This window comes from Aeromicrobium piscarium (assembly GCF_007421815.1).
GTDB classification, from domain to species: Bacteria; Actinomycetota; Actinomycetes; order Propionibacteriales; family Nocardioidaceae; genus Aeromicrobium; species Aeromicrobium piscarium.
This window is the reverse complement of record NZ_VLNT01000001.1, coordinates 190034-215833: the sequence shown is the minus strand read 5'-3', so window position 1 is coordinate 215833 and position 25800 is coordinate 190034. Positions and strand designations below refer to the sequence as shown.

Below are 25800 nucleotides of genomic sequence, written 5' to 3'. Positions count from 1 at the left end.
ACCCCACCGGCAGCGGTACGCCATCAACCCCATCCGGCCTCGATAACGTTGACCAGCTACCGCCACCGCCTGCGTAACGTTGACCAGCTACCGCCACCAGGTGAGGCGAGGGGATCAGAGGACGCGCAGGTCGGTGATGGTCCAGACATCGCCGTCGAGCTGGGCGCCGACCGCGATCTGCGCCGCGGAGACGGAGGCCTCCTCGTCGCCCTCACGACGGCTCGACTGATCGAGGAAGACCAGCACCTCGGCCCGGTCGTCCTTCAGTTCAGTCACGCCGACCGCCTGCACCTGCGCGGTGAGCGTGAGCTGCTGGTCGGGTGCCTGCTCGGACAGCGCGGCGTACAGCGTCTCGTACTCCTCATAGGCGTCGCCGGCGAGCAGCCGCTGCGCGGCGTCCTCGGTCGCCTCGGGGTCGTTGTAGTCATAGGTCAGCACCTGCGTGAGCGCCTGTGTGACCTGCGACTGCACTTCTGCCGTCGGCCCGGTCTCGATGAGTGCCGCGTTCTGAGAGGCGGCGCCCTGGTAGACGTACCAGGACGTGCCCCAACCGGCGAGCCCGACGGCCACGAGCACACCGATCACGATCCATCGCGTTGTGGCCTTCATGACAGACTCACCGAGACCTGCGACAGGGACTCCAGCTTCCAGTCGCCGTCCTCGTGGAGCAGCTCGGCGCTGAACCGATTGCGCTTGACCGTCGGCTCCGCATCGGGATCGCTGCCATCGGTGACCGTGACCTCGACGGCCGCGATGACGGTGGCGGTGTCATCGTTCAGATCGGTGACGGCTGCCTCGACGACCTCCCCACTGGAGATCATCTGCTGTTCGGCGAGCATCTGCTTCTCCTCATCGGGGACTCCGGCGAGCTGATCGCGCAGCGTACCGGTCGAGGCGTCGGTCCATGCCTCCAGGCCGGCATCGAGATCGCGGTAGTCGAGCGTGTTGAGCGTTTCGATGTGCTGCGTAGCCCGCACGAGCACCGCGTCACGAGTCTCCGCGCGCTCGATCGTGTCGTCGTTGAGGGCGGCCCACGCCGCGAGCACTCCGGACAGAGCGAGCACCACGGCCACGCCGATGCCCAGCCAGGCTGCCCAGCCTCCGGCGATGCGACGCGGCGGACGGTCCTCCGGCGGCGCCGTGCCCTCGGCCTGAGCCTCCTCGCTCCGAGCCTCCTCGGTCTGAGCTTCGGCCTCCGCCATGGTCATCCCACTCCTCCCAAGAGGTCTCCCAACCCCTGTGCCGATGAGACATTCGCCGCGGCCGCCGGCAGACCGCCCGCGATGCTCCCCGGCCCACGGACATTCGTGCCGCTATTCGGATCGGCGGTGCAGCCGGCCGCGGTGTTGAACGGGCGCCCCGGCGACGTGTCGAGTCCGCTTCGCTGGTCGGTGCCACTGTAGCCCGCGACACAGGGCAGTGGATCGAAATAGGTCTGCGCGAGTCCCAGGTTCAATCCCTGCGAGCCGTTGATCGCCCAACCGACGCTCAGCGCCTCCGGGGCCCGGATCAGCGCATCCTCGACCCCCGCGGAGTTGATGCCGAAGATCTGCGCCGGCGTGACCAGGTTCGCCATGAGCGTGCCCAGCGGTGTGCCGACCTGTTCGAACAGCCGGTGCATCTCCTGCGCGGCGACCGGCGAGTTCTCGATGAGCGTCCGCAGATCGGTGTCGGAGTCGCGCAAGGCCGCGGAGAAGAGGTCGAGATCGGCGCTGAAGCTCTTGATGCTCTCGGCCGACTCGATCTGGGTGGACAGCACCCGATCAGAGTTCTCGATGAGACCCTGCGTCACCAGGAAGTTCTGGTCGGCGACCTCCACGAACTCACGCGAGGTGTCGATCAGCTGCCCCAGATGCTCACCCGCCCCGCGCGAGAGCTCGTAGGCCTCGTCGATGACAGTCTTGAGATCCTCCTCGGGCACCGAGGCCGCGAAGTCGCGGCCCGTGCGCAGCAGGTTCTCGATCGGCGGAGGGACGGCCTTCGACGAGGCCTTGATGACATCCCCGGCCTGCAGGTCCTCGCTCGACCGGCCGGCGCCGCGCAGATCGATGTACTGCTCGCCGATCGCCGACCGGTTGGTCACCGTGGCGGTGACGTCGGACGGGATCGGTGGAGCATCGCCGTTGATCTGCAACACGGCCTCGGCTCCTTCGTCGGTGGCCGTGAGCTCCTTGATGCGCCCGACCGGCACACCGAGATAGGTCACCTCGCCATTGGTGAAGGCACCGCCGCCCTGAGGCAGCTCGACCGTCACCCGGTACGACGAGCTGAACGGGTTGATGCCCACATAGGTCGCGCCGAGGTAGCTCGTGGCGACCAGGGCGACCGCCACGAAGACGATCAGCTTGGATTTGATCGAACCGGTCAGCATCACTCATCACCTCGCGGCGGCATGGACTCGGGCGGAGCCTCGGGGCTCGGTGGCGCACTCGGGCTGGGATCGGTGCCCGGCAGCTGCGACGGCGGCACCCCGATGGTCGGCGACGGCAGTCCCGGCACCGCCGAGTCCGTCGGCGGCAGCAGGGTCGGCGGCACATCCCCCGGGACCCCGGGCTCCTCACTGGGCGGCGCCTCATCGGGAGACGCCTGACGCTGCAGGCTCCGACCCGTGGTCGGCGAGGACGCGCTGTTGACCTGCGGCCAGTCGCAGCTGCCCACCGCGCAGTTCGCCGGCAATGTGCGGAAGTTGGTCGTGATGAAGACGTTCATGTAGTCGCCCTTGATCGCCCCTAGCACCGAGTCCGGGAAGGGATAGGTCAGCAGGATCTGCAACGACTCCGGCAGAGCGGATCCGGCATTGGCGAGCTGATCGAGGATCGGCTCGAGTGCCGTGAAATCGGCGACGATATCGTCCTGGGCCGCGTTGAGCGTCTCGACGGTGACATCGGAGAGGCGATCCAACGCCTCCAGCATCGCCACGAGCTGGGTGCGCTGATCGACCAGCACCTCCATGCCCGGGCTGAGCCCGTCGAGGGCCTTGACGATGCGATCGGTGTCGCCCTCGAGCGTCTGCGACAGCGAGTTGAGGCTGTCGAGCGCGCCGGTGATCGACTCCTTGCGATCGTCCAGCACCGAGACGAAGGCCTCCATCTGCCGCAGGAACCCCTTGATCTCCTCAGGACGGTCGGCGGAGACCTGCTGCAGCTCGCGGGAGATCTCCTGGTACTGCTCGATTCCGCCGCCGTTGAGCACGAGCGAGAGGGCACCGAGCACCTGCTCCACCTGAGCGGCCTGCGAGGTCTCGGCCAGGCCGATGTGATCGCCATCGGCGATCGTGGACCCGGCGGCCACCTCGGCATCCTCGGACGGGCGCACCAGCGCGACGTACTTCTCGCCGAGCAGCGAGGTCTGCTGGATGCGGGCGACCGTGCCGGCCGGCAGATCGGCCTCGCGGTTGATGACCAGGTCGACGCGCGCGCTCTCGCCGTCCTCGTTCAGCTCGACGCGCTGGACGCGGCCGATGTCGACATTGTCGAGCTTGACGCTGGACTGCGGCACGAGATCGAGGACATCCTCGAAGTCGGCGCTGATGCGCAGCGGATCGGATCCGACGTCGGCGCCACCGGGGAGCGGGGCGTCGTAGACTCCGCCGCTCAGCATGCCGCAGCCGCTCAGGGTGATGGCCGCGACGGCCGCGACGGCCGCGAGCCGGAACCGCTTGGGTTTGGTGTTCACTGGCCGTCCTCCAGTTCGCTGAAGAGCGTGAGCGGCGCCTGCTCGGAGGTCTGGGCCGCCAGGCCGCTGTTCGACCACACAGTGAGCTCGTTGAGGTTGCCGCGGCCGTGCAGGGTGTTCGAGCCGGGCTCATAGGCGTTGAGGAAGTTCTGCAGCACCAGCGGGATCGTGCGGACCGACTCCTCCAAGGCCTGCTTCTGGTTGACGAGCACCTGCGTGGGACCGATGAGGTTCTCGACGCTCGTCTGCAGGTTGTCGCGGTTGTCGCGGATGAAGTCGTCGAGGATACCCAGCGCCTGACCGAGATTGGCGATCGCCGACTGCATGTCCTGACGGTCCTCGGCGAGGAAGTCCGCGACGGTCGCGAGCTGTGTGTTGGCCGTCGCGAGCGTGCGATCGTTCTCCACGAGCATGTCGTTGAACTCCTTGAAGTTCGCGATCGTCGCGAAGAGATCCTCATCGGTCGCCGAGAGGGTGCCGGTCATCTTGCCGAACTCCTCGATCATCTGATTGAGGTCCGCTCCCTGGCCGTCGAGATTCTCCGCGAAGACCGTCAGCAGGTCCGCGAGCGCGCCGTTCTTGTTCGCGCCGTCGGGGCCGAGCTGGGTACCGATGTCCTCGAGGCTCTCGTACATCTGGTCGATCTCGACCGGCACGGCCGTCTCGGTGATGGTGGTGCCGGACTCCAGCTCCGGACCGCTCTCGTGCGGCTGGGTGAGCTGGACGAAGCGATCGCTGACGAGGGTCGGGGCGATGATCACGGCCTCGGTGTCCGCCGATGCCGCGTAGTCGCCGTCCAGCCGCATCGACACGCGCACCTGGTCGCCATCGGGCTCGACATCGGTGACCTTGCCGACCGCCACACCGAGCATCTGCACGTCCGACCCCGGATAGAGGCCGATCGAGGACTCGAAGAGCGCATCGAACTGGGTCGCCTGGCGCTCCGAGAGCCACCGGAATCCCAGCCAGGCACCGACCACCAGTGCGAGGACGACCACCAACGCGACCGTCTGCTTCAGGACCGAACTCATCACTGGCCTCCCGGGGTGCAGTTGCGGTCGACCGAGTTGTCGAGCACCGGAGCGCCCTGCCCGTCGAACAGACCGCAGATATAGGAGTCGACCCAGCGACCGTTGCCGGTCGCCGCGGCCAGACCGCGGTAGTAGGGGCCCATCTGCTTGATCGCCGACTCCAGGTTGTCCTGATTGCGCTGCAGGATCGCGGCGACCTCGTCGAGCTTGGCGAGGGCCGGCCGCAGCTGCTCCTCGTTGTCGCGGACGAGGCCCTCGAGCTCGGTGCCGAGCCGGGCCGTGCCCTGGAGCATCGCGCGGATCGTCTCGCGCCGGCTCTCCAGCTCCTCCAGCAGCGAGCTGCCGTCATTGATGAGACGAGCGAACTCGGCGTTGCGGTCCTTGAGCGTGCCGGAGACATCGGCCGTGGCGGAGAACAGCTGAGCGAGCTCCTCGTCACGGCTGGAGATGGTGCGCGACAGGTCGGTCAGGCCGCGGACCACGCCCTGCACCGACTCGGGAGTGTCCCGGAAGGTATCGGCGAGGGCCGTGAAGCTGGCCTCCATCTGCTCGGTGTCGATCTCGCCGATCGTCTCCGACAGATCCGAGAACGCCGCGTTGACGTCATAGGGCGTCGTGGTGCGTGAGACCGGGATCGGGTCGTCCAGCTCACCGGTGCCGAGCGGGTCGAGGGCGAGGAACTTCTGACCGAGCATCGTCTTGACCTTGATCGACGCACGCGTCTGGTCGCCCAGATCGACGCCCTTGGCGCGGAAGCGCACCTCGACCGTGGTGCCGTCCAGCGAGATGCCGCTGACCTCGCCGACCTTGACCCCCGCCACGCGCACCTCGTTGCCGCTCTTGAGACCACCGGCCTCGGCGAACTGCGCCGTGTAGACCTTGCCTCCGCCGATCACCGGCAGCGAGTTGGCGTTGAAGGTCGCGAGGAACACCAGGCTGAGCGAGACCAGCCCGACGACCGCGATGACGACCTTGTTGCGCTCCGCGAACGCCTTGGGATAGCGCGCCATCAGTTCACACACCTCGTCACGTTCGGACCCGGTGAGATACCCAGATCGCCCATGTAGCCCTCGGGATCGGGGATCTTGCCCTGGATCGAGCAGGCATAGAAGTTCAGCCAGGAGCCATAGCTGCCGAGTCGGCCGATCCGGTCGAGCTTGACGGGCAGCACCTCGAAGAAGGAGTCGAGCACCGCGCTGGCATTGGACAGATTGCCGCTGAGCCGGTCGAGAGCCTCGATCGAGCCCTTGAGTGGAGCCCGGCCCTCCTCGAGCAGTCCGGACACGCTCGTGGTGAGATCGCCCAGGCCGTCGAGAGTGCTGCCGATGACCTCGCGGTCCTCGGCGAGTCCCGAGACCAGCTGCTGCAGGGTGATGATCGTCCGGTCGAGCTGATCGGAGCGATCGTTGATCGTGGTCAGCACGACGGTGAGGCTGTCGATGAGCTGGCCGATGACCTCGTCCTTCTCGGCGATCGTCTGGGTGAGGCTCGAGGTGCTCGAGAGCAGGCCCTCCACCGTGCTGCCCTCACCCTGGAAGACCGCGATGATCTCCTCGGAGAGCTTGTTGACGTCCTCGGGCGAGAGGAACTTCATCAGCGGCTGGAAGCCGTTGAAGAGCATCGTCAAGTCCAGTGCGGGACTGGTCGAGGAGGCCGGGAGGGTGTATCCCGCCGGCAGCACCTCGGCGCTCGCCGACGGCGGCTCGAGGGCGATGTAACGCTGGCCGACGAGATTGCGGAAACGCAGCTCGGCGGTGGTGCCGGCCCTCATAGGCGCCTTGTTCTGCACGGTGAACGTGACCTCGGCGAGACGGTTCTGGGAGACCTCGATCTTGCGGACCGTGCCGACCTTGACTCCCGCCATGCGGATGTCGTCACCGTTGTTGAGACTCGTGACATCGGTGAAGAGGGCCTTGTACTCCGTCGCCGAACCGCCGACGCTGTTGCGGATCGTTCCCGCCAGCAACATCGTCGCCAGCACCGTGACGAGCGTGAAGACGATGCTCTTGATGAGGATCTTGGTCATCGCAGGGTCACCTCCGCGCCGCGCAACGCCGGGCCGACGACCAGGCTGCTCCACTGCGGGTAGTCGGACGGCGCCACGCCCTCGGCGGGCGCCAGGAGCTCGGCGAACAGCTGGTTCTCCGCCGGCGAGTTCGCGTCGCCGAGGCCCGTGAGCGCAGCCTGCTGGCGGGCGAAGTCCGAGCGCGGTGCGGCGATCTGCTCGATCGCCTCGGGCTCGTCGGCCTGCGCCGGTGCCGACAACGCGCTCGCACCGCTCGACCCGGTCTGGCCGGTCTGGTACGGGCATCGGGGCTGCCCGCCGGTGGCGTACTGCGGAGCATCGGCACCCGGAACGTACTTGCCCTGTGCGGGAACGACGTTGAGCACCACGTGGATGCCCGGCTCGTTCGTGCCCTTGCCCAGGGTGCGATCGATCGGCTCGATGAAGTTGCGGGCGGCGTCGAAGAGGCACGGGAACTGACGTGCGTAGGGAGCCGCCGCCTCGAGAGCCCGCCGGCTCTCGGCCGACAGCACCACGATCGTCTGCTGGTTGGCGCGCATCCATTCCTCGGTCGTGTTCGAGGCGGTGATGACATTCGCCCAGACCTCCGACAGCGTGGCCCGCTGGTCGACCAGGGTCGCCGAGGTGGTGGTCATCGAGTCGAAGGCCGAGAGCAGGTCCGGCAGAGCCTCCTCGTAGACATCGGCCACCTCGGCCAGCTTGGCGAGATCCTCGGCCATCATCGGCACATGCGGGTTGAGCTTCTCCAGGTAGTTCGACCAGTCACTCATCGAGGCGCCGAGCTCCTCGCCACGGCCGCGCAGCATCGTCGAGAGCTCGCCCAGCGTCGCTTGGAGCTTCTCGGGCTGGATCGCCTGCAGCACCGGCAGAAGCTCGTCGAAGAGCTCCTCGAGTTCGACAGCCTCGTCCGAGTCGTCCTGGTGCAGCACGTCGCCGGCCGCGAGCCCGTTCTGCGTGGAGGTCGCCGGAACCACCAGGGAGACGTATCGCTCGCCGAAGAGCGTCTTCGGCAGCAGTCTGGCCGTGGTGCCGGCGGGCAGCGATTCGGCGGTGCCGGGCTCCAACGCGAGGGTCAGCTCCGCGCCACCGGGGTCGGTGTGGACCCGAGATACCTCACCGACCGGGACGCCGTTGAGCTTGACGTCCGAGCCCGTCTGCAGGGCGTTGCCGATCGCCCCGGTACGCAACAGGACGTCGGTCGTGGGGGTGAAGGCCTTGTTGTAGGCCAGCATCGAGGCGACCACGAGGGCCGCGCCGAGCGCCAGGTAGCCGAGACCGAGGACGGCATCGAGCAGGCGAGAGGTCTTTTTCATCCGGCCACCCTCACGGTCGTGGTCGTGCCCCAGAGCGCCATCGACAAGACGAGGTCGAGCACCGCGACGGTGACGATCGTGGTGCGCACCGACCGGCCGACGGCCAGGCCCACACCGGCGGGTCCGCCGGATGCGGTGAAGCCCATCCGGCAGTGGATGAGGATGATGAGCACCGCGAAGATCAGCACCTTCACGAACGACAGCAGGATGTCGACGGGCGGCAGGAACAGGTTGAAGTAGTGGTCGTAGGTGCCGGCGGACTGGCCGTGCAGATAGACCGTCACCAGCCGGGAGCCGGCATAGGACGTGAGCAGGCCCAGCACGTACAGCGGGATGATCGCGATGAAGCCGGCGATGACACGCGTGGTGACCAGATAGGGAAGGCTCGGCACCGCCATGACATCCAGCGCGTCGACCTCCTCGTTGATGCGCATCGCCCCGAGCTGGGCGGTGAAGCCCGCGCCGACCGTGGCCGACAATGCCAGCGAGGCGACCAGCGGCGCGATCTCGCGGGTGTTGAAGTAGGCCGAGATGAAGCCGTTGAGCGCCGAGGTGCCGATCTGGTCCAGGGCCGCGTAGCCCTGCATGCCGACCACGGTGCCGACGAACAAGGTCATGCCGACCATGACGCCGATGGTGCCGCCGATCACCGCGAGGGCGCCGGAGCCGAAGCTCACCTCGGAGAGCAGTCGCAGGATGTCCTTCGGATAGCGCCGGATCGTGGCGGGGATCCACGCCAGGACGCGACCGTAGAACCGCAGGTCCTGGCCGAGCGAGCCCAGCGCGTCGACCGGTTTGTCCCACCAGCGGGCGCGGCGGACGGGCGGAATGTAGGTCATGTCAGGCTCCCTTGCCGGGGAACAGTTGCAGGTAGAGCATCGTGATGATCGTGTTGACGAAGAAGAGCAGCATGAAGGTCACGACGACCGACTGGTTGACGGAATCGCCGACGCCCTTCGGACCGGGTGCCGTGTTGATGCCGCGGTAGGCCGCGACCACGCCCGCGATGAAGCCGAAGATGACGGCCTTGAGCTCGCCGACCCACAGATCGGAGATCTGCGCCAGCGCGGTGAAGCTCGCCAGATAGGCGCCCGGGGTTCCGCCCTGGACGACGACATTGAAGAAGTAGCCGCCCAGCACGCCGACCACCGAGACGAGGCCGTTGAGGAGCACCGCGGCCATGATGCAGGCCAGGACGCGAGGGACGACGAGCTTCTGGATCGGCGAGACTCCCATGACCTTCATCGCGTCGATCTCGTCGCGGATGGTGCGGGAGCCGAGATCGGCACAGATCGCGGCGCCGCCGGCGCCCGCGATGACCAGGGTGGTCACGATCGGCGCCGCCTGTTGGACCACCGCCAGCACGCTCGCGGCGCCGGTGAACGACTGAGCGCCGACCTGGACGGTCAAGGTGCCGAGCTGCAAGGCGATGACCGCGCCGAAGGGGATGGCGACGAGCATCGCGGGGATCCAGGACACGCTGACGACGAACCAGAACTGCTCGAGGACGTCGCGGGCGGCGAACGGCCGCTTGAAGGTCGAGCGGATGGTGTCCAGCCCGAGGGCGAACAGGTTGCCGGTGGAGCTCAGCGCGCGGGTGACGACTCCTTTGCGCGGGATGGTCGGGACTCGGTCCCGCTCCTCGTCGTCGGCGACGTACAACGGCGCCGCGCCCGCGGCGACGCGCTCACGATGCCGTTCGGCACTCGGGCGGATGGCGCCGGACTTGGGGAGGAGCTGTCGCGGGAGTACTTCGATCGAGCGGGCGCCGGCATGCCTGGACATGACGGCCGTCCCACCGCCGGGGTACGGCGGAAGGTCGCTGTCGAGCGCCTCGCCGCGCCGGTGGTCGGTCTCCTCGCTCATGCCGATCGGACCCTCGGGATCGCCGCTCATGAACTGCGAGACGACCGGGTGGTCGGTGAGCAGGAACTCCTCGCGCGGGCCGAACATCACCAGCTCTTGGAGGTAGATCATGCCGAGGTTGTCCGGCAGGGTGCGGGCGAGCTCGATGTTGTGGGTGATGATGAGCATCGTGGCGTCGGTGACGGCATTGATGTCGATGAGCAGCTGCGCGAGGTTGGAGGTGCGGACCGGGTCCAGGCCCGAGTCCGGCTCGTCGATGAGGATGATCTCCGGATCGGTGACCAGGGAGCGGGCCAGGCCGGCGCGCTTCTTCATACCGCCGGAGATCATGCCGGGGAGCTTGTGCTCCTGGCCGACCAGCCCGACCATGTCGAGCTTCTCCATGACGATCGAGCGGATCTTGTCCTCGTTGAACTTGGTGTGCTCGCGCAGGGGGAACGCCACATTGTCGTAGACGCTCATCGAGCCGAAGAGCGCACCGTCCTGGAACAGCACGCCGAAGCTCTTGCGCAATTCCAGCCGCTGGGCCTCATTGGCGCGCACCATGTCGACGCCGTTGACCAGACAGGAGCCGGCCTCGGGCTCGAGCAGGCCCATGACCGACTTCAGGAACACCGACTTGCCGGTTCCCGAGGGGCCCAGGAGCGCCGTGATCTCCCCCGGGGGCAACGTCAGCGTGACGTCGCGCCAGATGTTCTGGCTGCCGAAGCTCTTGGTGAGGCCTTCGACCTCGACGGTTCCACCCATGCGGTGCATCTCCCCAGCGGTTGTCCGCGTTGACGCGGTATGGATAGGTAGGCGGCACCGAACCGCCCCCTCAGATGGATCGGTGCCTGGCCGAGACGCTAGGTGTGGCTCAGGTCACGACGCCACCGACTTCGAAGATCAGGGCGCTTCGTAATCGAAACGTAACCTGCTTTTGTCATGTACATCACAAGAAGTGGACGAACTGGCCACGAGAACGCCGCCGCGCATTGCGTCGCCGGGTGGTGATGTGGCTTCATCGAGGCGTCGCCCCCTCACGACATGCCGTCCGGCCTGACCGGACGACACGCAGTGATGGGGAGTTGATGGGAATGTCACTCGTGGTCTCCGAAGACGAGGCAGTCGCCGCGCGTCACGCGCTGTCGGAGGAGCGGTTGGCGCATCTGCGGCTGCAGATCCGCCGATCCGTGTCCAGCCCCGGCACCGTCGGCGATCGCCAGCTCGACGATGCGATCGCCCAGGCCGTGCGTGCCTTCGCCGACAGCGATGCCGACGCGCTGCGAGCGGCCGACCTCGTCGGGCTGTATTTCGAGGAGATCGGAAGACGGCAGGCCCGGCGCGGCGACGACGTCGCGGCCCTGCGCCTGGCCTTCCGGACCGCACGTGCGGCGATGCAGCGAGGGCTCAGCTACGGCATCGGCGATGCCATCACCGGGGATCGCTTCATCCGGCTGCGCGAAGAGCTCATGACCTATCTGAACCTGCTCTATCACCACGCCCGCCAGGGCCTGGAGAACGAGCACCGCCGGGTCGGCGCGGCCACGGTGATGCCGGCACCCCTCGACCCCGATCACGGCGACGACGGGCCGCGGTTCAACCGCGACCAACGCCGCGCCCTCGCTCGCCTCGAGCCCGGGGAGCAGATCCGGGTACTGGTGTCGTTCGCCCACGCGCTGCCGGGCGAGCTGTGCCGCCAGCCGGGGGTCGTCGCGGACCGCGATCGCCACCTCGCCCTCGTCCCGACGACCTGGACCAGCAGCCGACTCGGCGAGCAGCTCACCCGCCAAGCCGTCCTCGGGCCTATGGTGGCGCCGACCGACGCGGCCGCCTCGGCCTCGCTGGTCTGGCGCGCCGCCCGCATGCTCACCGACGGCGGGACGAGCGATCCTCGGATGCTGGTCCCGGTCGAAGACCTGCTCGGCATCCTGCTGCTCGAGGGTGATCCCATGCTGAGCTCTCTCCTGGCCGCCAAGCACCTGGGACCGTGGGAGGCGATACCGGCCGTCCGCCGGCTGGCCCTCGGGGAGTTCCTGCTGAACATGCTCGAACGACCGCAGCCCACCAACAGACTCGCCCGCGAACTGGGCATCCCGCCGCAGACCGCTCACTCGCGCATCAAGAACCTGCGCGACCTGCTCGGGGACTGTCTCGACGACCCGACGTCCCGGCTCGAACTGATCGTGGCGCTCCGGCAGATGCTGCCGCAGTGGCGGGTCGATGCCAGCGAGGCTCAGGCCGCGGAGCTCACGGCCCGCTCCGAGCCCGGACCTTCCGGCCCCCGAGCGTCTCAACGTCGATCGCGATGATCAGGTCGCGGTCGCCGGGGGCCCACGCGTGGGGCAGGACGCCTCGCAGCGCGTCCCGCTGAGCGTCCGAGGCGATCGAGGCGGTGCCGTGGACCGTGACGCTCCAGCCGGACTGGAGCAGCTCGTCGAGGTGATCGGTCTCGAAGGCGACCGGGACCGGGCCGGCGGTCGTCATCGTCGCCAGTACGGTCTCGGACTCGGTGCGCAGGAGCACCGTGCTGCCGTCGGAGACGGCGTTGAGCACCAGGAGCTCGAGGCGGTCCGGTCCGGCGAAGGCGAGCCTGCCGATCCGGGTGAGTGCGAGGTACTCGCGACATTCCTCCGGAGTCAGTGGCCGGATATGTCCTTCGTTCATCGTCCCTCCTCGGTGCTGTCGACCACGCTAGCTCTTGTATCGCCGTCTGGCCCGGCACCGCACGCGGTGGTCAGGGCGCCGGGGCGAACGGCCAGTCCGGGATCGGCTCGAGTCGCCGGCCACGGCGCATCGCGAACCGGTTGAAGTCCATGGTGCGCCGCGCGGCCCAGAACCGCTGCTGGGCCATGGCGAGTCTCGCCTCCTCGCGGATCACGCGCCGATGGCGGGCACCCAGCTCGATCGCCACGTCACGCGCCACCCGCGCGTCGCAGGCGGCATCGTGGGCGTTCTCGATCGCGATCCCGTAGTAGTCGGCGACGTCCACCAGACGGCGCGACCCGAGCCGACCGCGCTCGATGCCGTAGTCCACGACGAAGGGATCGATGACCAGCAAGGCATCCCACCGCGGCTGCGACAGGCGATAGCGCCACAGCTCGGTACGCAGCACCGTGAGATCGAAGGCCGCGTTGAACACCACGAGCGGCACCCACCGCGCGACGAGATCGTCGACCCACGCGCTCAACTCGCGGAGAGCGACCACCGGCGAGGGCGCGGCGGCGACATCGGCATCGCGGAGACCGTGGATCGCCGAGGCCTTGTCGGGGATCGGCACCTGCGGGTTGACCCGCCCGATGAGATCGCGGCCGTCCGGACCGAGGGCCGCGTAGCTCACGATCCGATCCGACCAGGGATCGACTCCGGTGGTCTCGAAGTCCAGGGAGGCCAGCGGGCCGGTGTGCCAGCCCTCATGCTCGCCACGCGGGGGCGGCGTGGGGCGGTGCTCCGCGCAGACGGTGAACCCGTCCTCGCCGAAACCGATCCGGAAGCCGCCCTGCGGACCGACCTCGACACCGCAGTCGGCGCACTGCCCTGCATATGCGTTCTGCCTCACCCTGACCTCCTGGCGCCCACGGTAGCCAGGACCCCTGACACTCCCCCGGGCACCGTCGCGATGGCGCCGCGGTCAGCGGTTCTCGGCGCGGTGGGCACCTAGATCCGGCGCACGATGTGTTTTCTGCGGTTGCCCCAGCGACCACCGAATCACCTCTTGAGCGCACCCTGTGCGCGTCGTGGTCAGCACCCGGCGAAGAGAATCGGACCGGTGCTGTCCATGAGCGAAGGGCCGCCATCGCGGCGGGTGAAGGACAGCCGGGTCACGTTCTCCTCCACGGTGACGTCCGCATCGGTCACCACATCGGTCACGGCCCCGGGTCGTCCGATGAACGGGCCCGTCGTCAGCCGTTCGCGCACCCGAGCCTGGCCGGTCGCGAGGCCGGGACCGCTGAAGCCGAGGGCCACCGTGAACGTGCCCTCGCCCACCGCGCGCGCGGCCCATGTCGGCTCGGCGAGGCCACCGGCGCGCTCGGCCGCGGCCTCGCCCTGTTCGGCCACCTGACCGCCCCGGCCCGAGACTCCCGCCGTGGCGCAGGCCCGGTCGCCGCGTTGCAGCAGCATCGCGGCGGGCACCTCCCCCACCGCGGCCACGACATCGCGCACGGCACGCCGTGCCGACAGACCACCTTCGAGTGCCGTGTCATCGCTCGCGGCTCGCAGGGTGCGACTGCGTTCGTCGACCTCCGCCACCGTCATCGAGGCCGCCAATGCAGCCGGGAGCGGCGCATCCTCGCCGAGCCTCCAGCGCTCGCCGTCGCGCTCGTAGCCGGCAGCCTCCAGAGCATCGGTGATCCGCTCCGGCCCGAGCGAGGACGACCATCCGACGGCCAGGGAGCTGCCGGAGTCCGTCAGCGACCCCGCCTCCCATGCCAGGTCCTGCGGCGAGAAGCCGAAGACCTCCTCCCACTGCGCGGCCTGGGGCGCGACCGCCGAACGCGTGAGGGTGTCGTCGGCGAGGCCCTCGCGTACGGCTGCCGCCAGATCACCGTCGTCGACGTGGGACCAGTCCGTGAACGAGATCTCCACCGCATCGGCCGGGGCCGCCGCGAGGGCAGCCGACAGCGGCGAGGACGCCGAGGGCGAAGCGGAACAACCACCCGTGATCAGGGCGAGCGCGACGAACATCACCGCAGAACGCCGCATCGCCCACCCTCTCGACATGTCCTCGTCACCTTGAGCATGGACAATACTCACCATGTCGCCCCGCAAGGTCGTCCCCGCCGCCGGCGGTGTGGTGTGGCGCAAGCCCTCATCACGCGCGGATGGTGTCGAGGTCCTGCTCATCCATCGCCCTCGCTACGACGACTGGACCTTCCCCAAGGGCAAGGCCGAGGCCGGCGAACTACCACCCGTCACGGCGGCCCGGGAGATCCTCGAGGAGACCGGGTTCCGGGTCCGACTCGGCCGGCCGCTGCCGAAGGTCTCCTATCGGATCGCCGGGGGCGTCAAAGAGGTCGACTACTGGATGGCGAAGACCCGCGGGACCTCGGACTTCCAGCCCACCAAAGAGGTCGATTCCTTCCGCTGGTGCACGCTGCGCGCGGCCCGTAAACGACTGAGCTACGAGCACGACATCGCGCTGCTCGACCACGTCGAAGATCTCATCGGGCCCCGGCAGCACGCCACCAGCAGCCTCGTGCTGTTACGGCACGCCAAGGCCGAACAGCGCAAGCACTTCGACGGGCCCGATGACCGCGACCGTCCGCTGGTGGCGCCCGGGCTGACGGCCGCGCAGCGCCTGGTCCCGGTGCTCGACGCCTTCGGACCGAAACGGCTGTTCTGCTCCCCCGCCCTGCGCTGCCTCCAGACCCTCGACCCCTACGCCGAGGCCACCGGGCGCTCCGTGATCGCGGACGACCGGCTACTCGAAGGCACGTCCCCGAAGGCCGCCCGCGATGCCGTGCGGGATGCGCTGGCACACAAGCGGGCGCTGCTGTGCTCGCACCGGCCGGTCCTCCCGGACCTGTTCGCCGCCCTCGACCTCGAGGACCCTGGGCTCGCGACCGGCGAGGCTGCGGTCCTGCACCACCGCAAGGGAGCGGTCCTCGCCGTCGAACGCTGGCGCTGCTGACCCTCCGACCACCTCGCTCTGGGCGGTGAGTTATGCACGTCTCACCCGCTCGGGCGGTGGCTTACGCACCTCTCACCGGTGGTGAGAGGTGCCTATCTCACCACTCGTCACCCCTGAGACGTGCCTAGGTCACCGCCCGGCGAGCTCGTCGTCACCGGGTCTCCGCGGCACGCTTCGCCGATCGTTCACCTTCCGTTCACCCGCGTTGGGGTTGCGATACATCTAGCCTCCCTAGCGTCGTATCCGACGGGTCGAGACCGACCCGACCGATAGGATCCAGAGAAGGAAATGCCCGTGATGAGCAAGTCCATGCGTAAGGCCGCGGCACTCGGCGCAGGCGCCGTGCTCGCCTTCGGCCTCACTGCCTGTGGCGCCGGGAACGAGACCGGTGACGGCGGCGAGAGCAGCAGCAGCGATCTGTCCGGCACGCTCAACGGCGCCGGCGCCAGCTCTCAGCAGGCGGCCGTCTCCGCCTGGCAGCAGGGCTTCCAGACCGAGAACTCCGATGTGACGGTCAACTACGACCCGATCGGCTCCGGCGGCGGTCGTGAGCAGTTCCTGGACGGCGGCACCGACTTCGCCGGTTCGGACGCCTACCTCGACGACGACGAGCTGACCAAAGCCAACGACCTGTGCGGTCAGATCGTCTCCGTGCCGACCTATGTGAGCCCGATCGCCGTGATCTACAACCTGCCCGGCGTGGAGGACCTGCAGCTCTCTCCCTCGACGATCGGCTCGATCTTCGCCGGGGAGATCACCACCTGGAACGACCCGGCGATCGCCGAGGACAACCCGGATGCCGATCTGCCCGACAGCGCGATCACTCCGGTCCACCGCTCCGACGATTCGGGCACGACCGAGAACTTCACCGAGTACCTGGATGCCGCATCCGAGGGCACCTGGACGGCGGGAGTCGTCGAGACCTGGCCGACGCAGGGCGGTGAGGCCGCCAACGGCACCTCGGGCGTGGTGGCCGCGGTCGAGTCCGGCGAGGGCACCATCGGCTATGCCGATGCGAGTCAGGCCGGCGAGCTCGGCCAGGTCGCCGTCAAGGTCGGTGAGGAGTACGTCGGCCCGACCGAGGAGGCGGCGGCCCGCGTCCTCGACACGGCCGAGCAGGTGGAGGGGCGCGAGGACACCGATATCGCCCTCGAACTCGACCGTGCGACCACCGAGGCCGGGGTCTACCCGATCGTCCTGGTCTCCTACCAGATGGCCTGCCAGACCTATGACGACGCCGAGAAGGCCGAGCTCGTCAAGTCCTGGCTGACCTATGTCGTCAGCGAGGACGGTCAGCAGGCCGCGGCCGACTCGGCGGGCTCGGCGCCGCTCACCGACGACTTCCGCGAGAAGGTTCAGACCGCGATCGACACGATCGGCAGCTGATCGGACAGGCCTTGGTCCCGGCGAACGAGGCATCTCTCGTTCGCCGGGGTCATGGGTTGTCCGCCCAGCACGACCGCACCGCCCCGAAAGGCTCACCATCGTGACCTCGACCCAGTCCCCCGAACGACGGAGGACGACGCCCACCCGCCCGGGTGACCGGATCTTCCGCGGCACCTCCCTCGCCGCGGCGCTGCTGATCCTCGCGACCCTGGCCGGGGTCGCGGTGTTCCTGACCGCCGAGGGCATCCCCGGCATCCTCGCCTCGCCCGATGACGTCAAGCACGGCACCACCTTCGTGGACTACGTCGTCCCGCTGGTCTTCGGCACGCTGCTGGCCGCGGTCCTCGCCCTGACGATGGCGGTGCCGCTCGCGATCGGCGTGGCGCTGTTCATCTCCCACTACGCCCCACGGAAGCTGGCGGCCCCGCTCGGCTACGTCATCGACCTCCTCGCCGCGGTCCCCAGCGTCGTCTACGGCGTCTGGGGCATCAGCTTCCTGGCGCCGGCGCTCGTACCGCTCTACCGCTGGCTGGAGGAGAATCTCGGGTTCATCCCGCTGTTCGCCGGTCCCGCGTCGGCCACGGGCCGCACGATCCTGACCGCCTCGATCGTGCTCGCGGTCATGGTGCTGCCGGTCATCACCGCGATCTGCCGCGAGATCTTCCTGCAGACCCCTCGACTACACGAGGAGGCTGCGCTGGCCCTCGGCGCGACCCGCTGGGAGATGGCCAGGTTGGCGATCTTCCCCTACGCCCGTTCGGGAATCATCTCCGCCTCGATGCTCGGCCTCGGCCGCGCGCTCGGAGAGACGATGGCCGTCGCGATGGTGCTATCGGCCAGCGGTGTCGTCACCTTCAACCTGATCAGCTCGACGAACCCCTCGACGATCGCGGCCAATATCGCGCTGACCTTCAATGAGGCCACCGGACTGACCGTCAACGCGCTCATCGCCTCCGGACTCGTGCTGTTCGTCATCACCTTCGGGGTCAATTTCGCGGCGCGGGCCATCGTGGACCGCCGCAAGGACTTCTCGGGAGCCAACTGATGACCTCCACGCTGCAGACCCCCCGTCCCGAGTCCGGGGCGTCGCCGATCGCCTCGAGCCTGCGCGGCCGGCAACTCCCCCGCTGGGCGCCGCGTGCGCTGGTCGCCGCCGCTGTGGTGCTGGCTCTCGTGGGCGTCTTCGGCCCCCTCGGATCCTGGCTCGTGCTCGTGGGCTGGTGCGTCGCGGCGGTCATCCCGATCTGGTCGCTGGCTGTCGAGGGACGCCGCAAGGCCACCGACCGGCTCGTGACACTCCTCGTGTCGACCGCCTTCGCGATCACCCTGTTCCCGCTCGGCAGCATCCTGGCGACCGTCATCTCGCGGGGCGCGCCCGTGCTGAGCAACGAGTTCTTCACCTACTCGATGCGCAATATCGTCGGCGAGGGCGGCGGCATCTATCACGCGCTGATGGGCACGCTGTTGATCACCGCAGCGGCCGCGGCGATCTCGATCCCGATCGGTCTGTTCACCGCGATCTACCTGATCGAGTACGGCGAGGGCACGCGGCTGGCGGCGTGGATCCGCTTCCTGGTCGATGTCATGACCGGCATCCCGTCGATCGTCGCGGGTCTCTTCGCCTACGCGCTCTTCGTCATCTTCTTCGGACCCGGTGTGCGGATGGGCATCGGCGGCGCTGTGGCGCTCTCGGTGCTGATGATCCCGGTCGTCGTGCGCTCCTGTGAGGAGATGCTCAAGCTCGTGCCGAATGAGCTGCGCGAGGCGTCCTACGCCCTCGGTGTGCCGAAGTGGCGCACGATCGTCAAGGTCGTCCTCCCGACCGCGCTGGCCGGGATCGTGACCGGCGTGACCCTCGCGATCGCCCGCGTCATCGGGGAGACCGCTCCCCTGCTCGTCATCGCCGGACTCACCGACTCGGTCAATCTCAACCTCTTCGACGGACGCATGGCCACGCTGCCGGTGTTCACCTACTTCTCGATCATCGTCCCGGGCGTGCCGCCGGGTCCCAGCATCGATCGCGCCTGGGGAGCGGCCCTCGTGCTGCTCATCATCGTGATGCTGCTGAACCTCGGCGCACGGCTCGTCTCGTACTTCTTCAGCCCCAAGGGAGAGCGGTAAATCCAATGGCCAAGAGCATCGACGTCAGCGACCTCGACATCTACTACGGCGACTTCCTCGCCGTCGAGGGCGTGACCATCCCCATCGCCGCGCGATCCGTGACGGCCTTCATCGGCCCGTCCGGCTGCGGCAAGTCGACCTTCCTGCGCTCGCTCAACCGCATGCACGAGGTGATCCGCGGCGCCCGCGTCGAGGGGAAGGTCCTCATCGACGGCCAGGACCTGTACGCCGACGATATGGACCCGGTCAACGTGCGCCGGCTCATCGGCATGGTGTTCCAGCGACCCAATCCGTTCCCGACGATGTCGATCGCGGAGAACGTGCTGGCGGGTCAGCGACTGAACAGCAAGCGGATGAAGAAGAAGGAGGCCGACGAGATCGTCGAGCGCTCGCTGCGCAGCGCCGGACTGTGGAACGAGGTCAAGGACCGCCTCGACCGTCCGGGCTCGGGGCTGTCGGGCGGGCAGCAGCAGCGGCTGTGCATCGCCCGCGCGATCGCCACACAGCCCGAGGTGCTACTCATGGACGAGCCCTGCTCGGCCCTCGACCCGATCTCGACGAGCATCATCGAGGACCTCATCCACGAGCTCAAGACCGACTACACGATCGTCATCGTCACGCACAACATGCAGCAGGCGGCTCGAGTGTCGGACACCACGGCGTTCTTCAACCTCGCGGGTGTGGGACAACCCGGCAAGCTCGTCGAGCACGGCGACACCTCGACGATGTTCTCCAATCCCGCGGACCCCGCCACCGAGGCCTACATCCAGGGCCGCTTCGGCTGACCCAACCCGTTGAGGCGCTCCCTCAACGAGTTCTTCAACGCTGGGGACGGGCGGGGACCGGGCGGACCGGCTCCGCACGTCGCGTATCGAATCGTGTGCTCGCCAGGCTCGCTCTGACCACGTCACCAGATCGAGCACCTCACGCGCGATGAACGCCGTCGTTCCTCGTTCATTGGACTTCGTCGCCAGCACTCCGGCCTGGCGAAGCTCATCCAAAGCCGCGCTGGCGGCCGGATAGGAAACATCGAGGATCCTCGCGAGGGTCGTCGCGGTGAGAACCGGCGCCTCAGGTAGATGCATGAGCACCCTCGCCACTGCGATCTCAGCAGCGGTCACGAAGGTCCGGAGCCACGGTAAGCGCCAGAGCGCGTCGCGGCGCGGGGAACGCCAGAGTCGACCGTGGACTCCTAGTACGGACGTTCCCAGCTCCCCATGGGTTTTCCTTTCATGCTCTACGAGCTCGTTAAAGGATAGGACGACAAAGTTACATCCGGGCACCGACAGTCCAAGGAAAGTCCACCGGCGAGAATGCTGACGCTCTTCAGCGCTCCTTCAGTGAGGTTCTGGGAGGATCGGGACGTGCGCATCCTGGTGGTCGAGGACGAGGTCCGGCTCGCGGCGGGGCTGAAAGCCGGTTTCGAGGCCGAGGGGTTCGCCGTCGATGTCGCCCACACCGGCACCGACGGCCTGTGGCTCGGCCGCGAGAACAGCTACGACGCGATCGTGCTCGACATCATGCTGCCGGGGCTCAACGGCTTCAAGGTGTGCGAGTCCCTGCGCCACCACGAGGTGTGGACGCCGGTGCTCATGCTGACCGCCAAGGACGGCGACTGGGACCAGATCGAGGCGCTCGACGGAGGCGCCGACGACTACCTCACCAAGCCCTTCTCCTTCGATGTGCTCCTCGCCCGTATCCGCGCGCTCGTGCGTCGTGGACAGAGCGCCCGCCCGGCGGTGCTCACCGCCGGCGATCTGACCCTCGATCCGTCGACCCGGGCCGTCGGTCGCGGTGATACGTCGATCGAGCTGACCTCGCGCGAGTTCGCCGTCCTGGAGTATCTGTTGCGTCACAAGGGCGAGGTCGTGTCCAAGTCCGATGTCCTCGGCAATGTCTGGGACTTCGACTTCGACGGCGACCCCAATATCGTCGAGGTCTACATCCGCCACCTGCGCAACAAGGTCGATCGTCCCTTCGACCGCACAGCCATCGAGACGGTCCGCGGCGCCGGCTATCGTCTCGCGGCGGACGGAGGATGACCATGTCGTCCATTCGCGCCCGCATCACGCTGGGGGCGAGCCTGATCGTCGCGGTCGTGCTCGTCATCGGAGCGGCGCTGTTCCTCTGGACCCTCGACCGCACGCTCACCTCGTCACTCGCCGACACCGCCGAGCGATCCGCCGAGGCACTGGCCTCCGGACTCGACGAGGACGACGGGCGGATCGCCGAGGCCGATGACGACGACCTCGTCCAGCTGCTCGACGAGGACGGGACGGTGCTCGCGGCCAACGACGAGGCCGCCGGCCTTCCCGCCATCACTGATCCGGATCGCGACGAGCGAACCATCGAGGTCGATGACGACCGTTACGTGGTCGTCACGGCATCGGCCGAGGACGGAGTGCTGGCCCTCGGGGTGCCGCTCGACGAGGTCGAGGACTCCGTCGCGGCCACCCGTGGACTGCTCTTCGTGGCGGTGCCCCTGTTGGTGCTGGTGGTCGCGGGTGTCACCTGGACGACGGTGGGACGGTCGTTGCGGCCGGTCGAGACGATGCGCTCGGATGTCTCCGGGATCGGCGCGAGCGATCTCGCCCGACGTGTCGAGGTGCCGCCCGGACGCGACGAGATTCCGCGTCTCGCCCGCACGATGAACGCGATGCTGGAGCGCCTGGAGGCATCCGCCCGCCAGCAACGGCAGTTCGTCTCGGATGCCTCGCACGAGCTGCGTTCCCCCATCGCCTCCATGCGTCAGAGTGCCGAGGTGCTCCAGCGCCATCCGTCCGCGGACCTGGATCTTCCGGCGACCGTGCTGGCCGAGACCGACCGGCTGGACGGTCTCGTCTCGGCCATGCTCGTCCTGGCCCGCTCCGACGAACACGGGCTGGCGCTGCGGCGTCAGCCGGTCGACGTGGACGACCTGGTGCTCGCCGAGACGACTCGCCTGCGCGCCGCAGGACTCGAGGTCGATGGCTCGGCGATCGCACCGGCACGGATCGACGCTGACCGACGCTTGCTCGGCCAAGTGGTACGCAATCTGGCCGACAACGCCGCCCGCCATGCCCGGACAGCGGTCGCGTTCTCGGTGAGCGAGGGGGACGGCCGGGCGACGATCACGGTCGACGATGACGGCGACGGCATCGCGGCCGCGGATCGCGAGCGCGTGTTCGGACGCTTCGTCCGCCTGGATGAAGGACGCGCCCGCGACGCGGGCGGGAGCGGCCTCGGGCTGGCGATCGTCGCCGAGGTCGTGCGCGCGCACGGCGGCCGGGTCGGCATCGACGACAGTCCTCTCGGAGGCGCCCGCTTCACCGTCCAGCTGCCGGTGCACCCGCCCGAGACACCGGCGCCCTGACCGCACGTCCCGCCGGCGGCGGTAGACCGTCAATCTCACCTCACGCGTGGCGGTAGACCGTCAACCTCATCACCACACCATGGGGTTGAGGTTCTACCGCTGCCCACCACACGACGTCACTACACTCATGCCATGCGTGTTCCGGGGCTGTTCGCCGGCGTGACGATCTCCGCCTTCCTGCTCGCCGGCTGTACGAGCGACCCGGAGCCGTCCACGAGCTCCGGGGACTTGTCTGCCCTTCCCGCGGGCGGCATGATCGGCCTGTCCGATCGGGCCGCGGTACGTGATAGCGCCGGCAAGGATGCCGATGACCCGTGGAAAGTGGCAGCCGGCTCCGTCGCGGGCCCGCTGGGCAGCTACGAGCGCTATCTCGCCGAGGAGCTGGAGATCGATCTGTCCGCGGCCGATCGCGTCCTGTACGGCGGCGAGGGCCCGTCGGCGATCCTGCTCGTCCTCGGCGGGCAGGATCCCGCTGCGGTGACGGCCGCGGCTCGAGATGCCGGCTGGTCCGGTGACGAGGTCCTCAGCCATGAGGGCGAGGGCGACAACGGGCTCACCGTTCCCGTGACTCAACTGCGGGTCGAGGACGACCGCGTGATCGTCGGCGGTATCGGCAGCGATCTCTCACGCATCTACGAGTCGGCCGGTGACGATGAGACCACGAGGGCGCTCGTCGACTGTCTCGATGATCCCCTGGCGGCTCTGGTCGCCCCTCCGGCCGAGACCCCGCACGCGGTGGGGGTGCGGGACGTCGACGGCGAGGCGCGGAGCACGATCTGCCTGATCGGCGACGAGGACGACGGCGATCGCGTCGCCGAGGCCGTGGACGGCACCATGCCGAGCGGGCGTCCCTATGACGAGCTGATCGCGGACCCCGAGGTCGAGACCGTCGGCGATGCCGTGCGCGTGACCGTGACCAACACCGCCGACGCCATGCCCGCGACGATCGTGCAGATGATGTTGCGTCGCGAGCTGCCCGGCCTCAGCTGAACCGGGCGGCGCCCCTCAGGCCCGGAATCGAGAGATCGCGTAGAGCGCGACACCGGTGGCCACGCCCGCGTTGAGCGACTCCAGGTCGCTCGACATCGGGATGCTGACCAGCTGGTCGCAGGTCTCACCGACGAGCCGTGAGAGTCCCTTGCCCTCGCTGCCGACGACCACGACGAGCGGTCCGTCGGCGAGGTCCAGCTCAGGGAGGTCGACATCTCCGTCGGCCGCCAGGCCCACCACCATGAGGCCGGCCTCTTGGTACGCCTTGAGCTGTCGCGTCAGGTTGGTGGCCCGTGCCACCTTGACCCGCGCTGCCGCGCCCGCCGAGGTCTTCCAGGCCGCTGCGGTCATCTGCGCCGCGCGGCGCTCGGGGATGACGACCCCGTGGACACCGAAACCGGACGCCGACCGCACGATCGCCCCGAGATTGCGCGGATCGGTGATGCTATCGAGCACCACGATGAGCGCCGGCTCCCCCCGCTCGGCGGCGATCTCCAGCAGATCGTTGGGATGGGCGTATTCGTAGGCGTCGAGCTTCGCCGCGATGCCCTGATGGACCGCGCCGCCGGTGAGCCGGTCGAGCTCGGGGCGGCCGATCTCCAGCATCGAGACATTCTGCTCGGCAGCGAGGCGGAAGATCTCACGCAGGCGCTCATCGCGCTCGGTGCCTTCGGCGACGTACACGGCATTGACCGGCACCGTGGCGCGCAGCAGCTCCACCACGGAGTTGCGTCCCGCCACCCACTCGGCACCGCCATCGCTCGGCTTGCGCTTGGGCTTGGCCCGCTCGCGCTTCTCGGCGGCCTGCACCATCTTGTACTTCTTGTGGTTCGGGCGGTCCTCGGCGCGGGGTGTCGGTCCCTTGCCCTCGAGTCCGCGGCGGCGTCTGCCTCCGGAACCGGCCGTGGGGTTGCCCTTGCCGGTCTTCTTGATGGCGCCGCGACGCTGGCTGTTGCCGGCCATCAGCGGTCCTCCTTCACACTCCAGCGGGCGCCCTGAGGGGTGTCCTCGATGGCGACGCCCGCGGCGGTCAATTGGTCACGGATGCGGTCGGCGGCCGCGAAATCCTTGGTGGCCCGCGCCTCGGCGCGGTGGTCGAGAAGCTGCTGGACCAGTGCACCGAGCGCCGCGTCCGCCGCCCCCTGATCGCGGCCCGAGCCCCAGTGCGGGTCCAGTGGATCCAGGCCGAGGACATCGAGCATGGCACGCACCGCCCCGAGGGCCGCACGCAGGTCCTCGCTCGGCCCGCCACCGAGCAGCCGCTGGCCCGTGGTGACGGTGTCCTGCAGGATCGCGAGCGCTGCCGGCACCGAGAGATCGTCGTCCATCGCCTCGGCGAATGCCGGCGGGATCTCCCCGTCGTCGCATCGGCCGACCAACTCGGCCGCACGCGTCACGAAGCCCTCGATCCGGGCCATCGTGGTGGCGGCCTCGGCGAGCGACTCCTCGCTGTACTCGATGATCGAGCGGTAGTGCGCGGCAACGAGGTAGTAGCGCAGGGCGATCGCGGGTACGCGCTTCACGACCTCCGCGACGGTGAGCGTGTTGCCCACCGACTTGCTCATCTTGGACGAGCCGAGGTTGAGCATGGCGTTGTGCATCCACACCCGCGCGAACGGCTGACCGGCGGCCCGCGACTGCGCCAGCTCGTTCTCGTGGTGCGGGAAACGCAGATCCAGGCCGCCGCCGTGGATGTCGAACTCCGGGCCGAGGTACTTGGCGGCCATCGCCGAGCACTCCAGGTGCCAGCCGGGACGGCCACGGCCCCAGGGAGTCGGCCAGGAGGCGGACTCCGGCTCGCCCTCCTTGTGGCCCTTCCAGAGCGCGAAGTCGCGAGGATCGCGCTTGCCGTCGGCGGGGGCGTCAGGCGCCTCCTGCATGTCGTCGATCGACTGATTCGACAGCTCGCCGTAGGCGGGCCAGGAACGGACGTCGAAGTAGACGTCCCCCGAGCCGTCCTCGGCCGCGTAGGCGTGCCCACGTTCGATGAGCGTCTCGATCATCTCGATCATCTCCGGGACGTGGCCGGTCGCCCGCGGCTCGTAGGTCGGCGGTTCGCACCCCAGGACCTCGTAGGCGGCGTGGAGCGCGCGCTCATTGCGATAGGCGACGGCGAACCAGGGCTCACCGCTCTCGGCTCCCTTGGCGATGATCTTGTCGTCGATATCCGTCACATTGGCGACGATGCGCACGTCGTAGCCGGCTCGCTCGAGCCAGCGCCGCAGGACATCGAAGACGACCTCCTTGCGGATGTGACCGATATGCGGCGGCCCCTGCACCGTGAGCCCGCAATGGTAGATCCCGACGCGGCCCGGCACCACCGGGTCGAGCGGCGTGATCTGCCGGGTCGCGGAGTCATACAGATGGACGGTCACGGGTCCAACCCTATCGGCAGGGGGGCTGTGGACCGCCGACGCGCCGGGAGGGTC

Annotated in this window: 24 protein-coding genes and 1 pseudogene; 9 read left to right on the top strand and 16 right to left on the bottom strand. The window is 68.6% G+C overall.

The annotated features are described in order from the left end of the window. Positions 1 to 114 precede the first annotated feature (114 nt). The 10 genes from FNM00_RS01100 to FNM00_RS19500 are packed head-to-tail and all read right to left on the bottom strand — an operon-like array spanning position 115 to position 10658. Positions 115 to 609 (bottom strand): hypothetical protein, encoded by a 495-nt coding sequence (locus FNM00_RS01100; RefSeq protein WP_143911170.1) that lies wholly within the window; start codon positions 607 to 609, stop codon positions 115 to 117. After that, complete coding sequence (locus FNM00_RS01095) at positions 606 to 1208, bottom strand: hypothetical protein (protein ID WP_143911169.1); 603 nt, start codon at positions 1206 to 1208, stop codon at positions 606 to 608. Before FNM00_RS01095 ends, FNM00_RS01100 begins: the two co-directional genes overlap by 4 nt. After that, entirely contained in the window at positions 1205 to 2371 is a 1167-nt protein-coding gene (locus FNM00_RS01090; RefSeq protein WP_143911168.1) for an MlaD family protein, read from the bottom strand. The genes FNM00_RS01095 and FNM00_RS01090 overlap by 4 nt, the downstream gene beginning before the upstream one ends. Further along, the gene (locus FNM00_RS01085) at positions 2371 to 3675 is read right to left on the bottom strand and encodes an MCE family protein (protein ID WP_143911167.1); all 1305 of its coding nucleotides are present in this window, start codon (positions 3673 to 3675) and stop codon (positions 2371 to 2373) included. The genes FNM00_RS01090 and FNM00_RS01085 overlap by 1 nt, the downstream gene beginning before the upstream one ends. Continuing rightward, positions 3672 to 4706 (bottom strand): MCE family protein, encoded by a 1035-nt coding sequence (locus tag FNM00_RS01080; RefSeq protein ID WP_143911166.1) that lies wholly within the window; start codon positions 4704 to 4706, stop codon positions 3672 to 3674. Before FNM00_RS01080 ends, FNM00_RS01085 begins: the two co-directional genes overlap by 4 nt. After that, on the bottom strand, positions 4706 to 5716 hold the full coding sequence (locus FNM00_RS01075) for an MCE family protein (RefSeq protein WP_143911165.1): 1011 nt from the start codon (positions 5714 to 5716) through the stop codon (positions 4706 to 4708). Before FNM00_RS01075 ends, FNM00_RS01080 begins: the two co-directional genes overlap by 1 nt. After that, positions 5716 to 6732 (bottom strand): MCE family protein, encoded by a 1017-nt coding sequence (locus FNM00_RS01070; protein ID WP_143911164.1) that lies wholly within the window; start codon positions 6730 to 6732, stop codon positions 5716 to 5718. Before FNM00_RS01070 ends, FNM00_RS01075 begins: the two co-directional genes overlap by 1 nt. Then, positions 6729 to 8045: an MCE family protein gene (locus FNM00_RS01065; protein ID WP_143911163.1), complete on the bottom strand. Its 1317-nt coding sequence runs from the start codon at positions 8043 to 8045 to the stop codon at positions 6729 to 6731. The genes FNM00_RS01070 and FNM00_RS01065 overlap by 4 nt, the downstream gene beginning before the upstream one ends. After that, entirely contained in the window at positions 8042 to 8884 is an 843-nt protein-coding gene (locus FNM00_RS01060; protein ID WP_143911162.1) for an MlaE family ABC transporter permease, read from the bottom strand. The genes FNM00_RS01065 and FNM00_RS01060 overlap by 4 nt, the downstream gene beginning before the upstream one ends. 1 nt (position 8885) lies before the next feature. Then, positions 8886 to 10658: an ABC transporter permease gene (locus tag FNM00_RS19500; protein ID WP_425456784.1), complete on the bottom strand. Its 1773-nt coding sequence runs from the start codon at positions 10656 to 10658 to the stop codon at positions 8886 to 8888. A 323-nt stretch (positions 10659 to 10981) separates the two neighbouring features. Here FNM00_RS19500 and FNM00_RS01050 point away from each other — a divergent pair, with 323 nt between their 5' ends. Continuing rightward, positions 10982 to 12202, top strand: a complete 1221-nt coding sequence (locus FNM00_RS01050) for a helix-turn-helix domain-containing protein (protein ID WP_143911161.1) — start codon at positions 10982 to 10984, stop codon at positions 12200 to 12202. Here FNM00_RS01050 and FNM00_RS01045 read toward each other — a convergent pair. The 3 genes from FNM00_RS01045 to FNM00_RS01035 form a co-directional block, all read right to left on the bottom strand. Continuing rightward, positions 12141 to 12557 carry a pyridoxamine 5'-phosphate oxidase family protein gene (locus tag FNM00_RS01045; protein WP_143911160.1) on the bottom strand — a complete coding sequence of 139 codons (417 nt, stop codon included), beginning with the start codon at positions 12555 to 12557 and terminating at the stop codon, positions 12141 to 12143. The two genes, FNM00_RS01050 and FNM00_RS01045, sit on opposite strands and share 62 nt — an antisense overlap. Before the next feature lie 70 nt (positions 12558 to 12627). Then, positions 12628 to 13449: an exonuclease domain-containing protein gene (locus tag FNM00_RS01040; protein ID WP_143911159.1), complete on the bottom strand. Its 822-nt coding sequence runs from the start codon at positions 13447 to 13449 to the stop codon at positions 12628 to 12630. 182 nt (positions 13450 to 13631) lie between these two features. Then, positions 13632 to 14594, bottom strand: a complete 963-nt coding sequence (locus FNM00_RS01035) for a hypothetical protein (protein WP_185972911.1) — start codon at positions 14592 to 14594, stop codon at positions 13632 to 13634. 52 nt (positions 14595 to 14646) lie between these two features. Here FNM00_RS01035 and FNM00_RS01030 point away from each other — a divergent pair, with 52 nt between their 5' ends. The 5 genes from FNM00_RS01030 to pstB all read left to right on the top strand — a co-directional run bounded on the left by FNM00_RS01030 (position 14647) and on the right by pstB (position 19814). Beyond that, positions 14647 to 15522 carry an NUDIX hydrolase gene (locus FNM00_RS01030; RefSeq protein WP_143911157.1) on the top strand — a complete coding sequence of 292 codons (876 nt, stop codon included), beginning with the start codon at positions 14647 to 14649 and terminating at the stop codon, positions 15520 to 15522. Between the two features lie 297 nt (positions 15523 to 15819). Continuing rightward, positions 15820 to 16908, top strand: a complete 1089-nt coding sequence (pstS, locus tag FNM00_RS01025; protein WP_143911156.1) for a phosphate ABC transporter substrate-binding protein PstS — start codon at positions 15820 to 15822, stop codon at positions 16906 to 16908. A 100-nt stretch (positions 16909 to 17008) separates the two neighbouring features. Further along, positions 17009 to 17953, top strand: coding sequence for a phosphate ABC transporter permease subunit PstC (gene pstC / locus FNM00_RS01020; RefSeq protein ID WP_246065019.1), 945 nt, complete (start codon positions 17009 to 17011; stop codon positions 17951 to 17953). Next, complete coding sequence (gene pstA / locus FNM00_RS01015; protein WP_143911154.1) at positions 17953 to 19029, top strand: phosphate ABC transporter permease PstA; 1077 nt, start codon at positions 17953 to 17955, stop codon at positions 19027 to 19029. The genes pstC and pstA overlap by 1 nt, the downstream gene beginning before the upstream one ends. Before the next feature lie 5 nt (positions 19030 to 19034). Continuing rightward, the gene (pstB, locus tag FNM00_RS01010; protein ID WP_143911153.1) at positions 19035 to 19814 is read left to right on the top strand and encodes a phosphate ABC transporter ATP-binding protein PstB; all 780 of its coding nucleotides are present in this window, start codon (positions 19035 to 19037) and stop codon (positions 19812 to 19814) included. A gap of 180 nt (positions 19815 to 19994) precedes the next feature. On the opposite strand, the pseudogene FNM00_RS19605 reads toward pstB, so the two are convergent. After that, positions 19995 to 20120: pseudogene (locus tag FNM00_RS19605) on the bottom strand (MarR family transcriptional regulator); the annotation flags it as partial. Positions 20121 to 20393: 273 nt separating this feature from the next. Here FNM00_RS19605 and FNM00_RS01000 point away from each other — a divergent pair. From FNM00_RS01000 to FNM00_RS00990, 3 genes are all read left to right on the top strand, one after another. Further along, complete coding sequence (locus tag FNM00_RS01000) at positions 20394 to 21071, top strand: response regulator transcription factor (RefSeq protein WP_143911152.1); 678 nt, start codon at positions 20394 to 20396, stop codon at positions 21069 to 21071. A 2-nt stretch (positions 21072 to 21073) separates the two neighbouring features. Next, complete coding sequence (locus FNM00_RS00995) at positions 21074 to 22381, top strand: sensor histidine kinase (RefSeq protein ID WP_221933531.1); 1308 nt, start codon at positions 21074 to 21076, stop codon at positions 22379 to 22381. A 132-nt stretch (positions 22382 to 22513) separates the two neighbouring features. Continuing rightward, complete coding sequence (locus FNM00_RS00990; protein ID WP_143911150.1) at positions 22514 to 23371, top strand: cupredoxin domain-containing protein; 858 nt, start codon at positions 22514 to 22516, stop codon at positions 23369 to 23371. Positions 23372 to 23386: 15 nt separating this feature from the next. Here FNM00_RS00990 and rlmB read toward each other — a convergent pair whose 3' ends face one another. Together rlmB and cysS are read right to left on the bottom strand one after the other, a co-directional pair. After that, positions 23387 to 24334 carry a 23S rRNA (guanosine(2251)-2'-O)-methyltransferase RlmB gene (rlmB, locus tag FNM00_RS00985; RefSeq protein WP_143911149.1) on the bottom strand — a complete coding sequence of 316 codons (948 nt, stop codon included), beginning with the start codon at positions 24332 to 24334 and terminating at the stop codon, positions 23387 to 23389. Next, a complete protein-coding gene (gene cysS / locus FNM00_RS00980) occupies positions 24334 to 25746 on the bottom strand; it encodes a cysteine--tRNA ligase (RefSeq protein ID WP_143911148.1) in 1413 nt (470 codons plus the stop codon). The genes rlmB and cysS overlap by 1 nt, the downstream gene beginning before the upstream one ends. Positions 25747 to 25800: the final 54 nt, after the last annotated feature.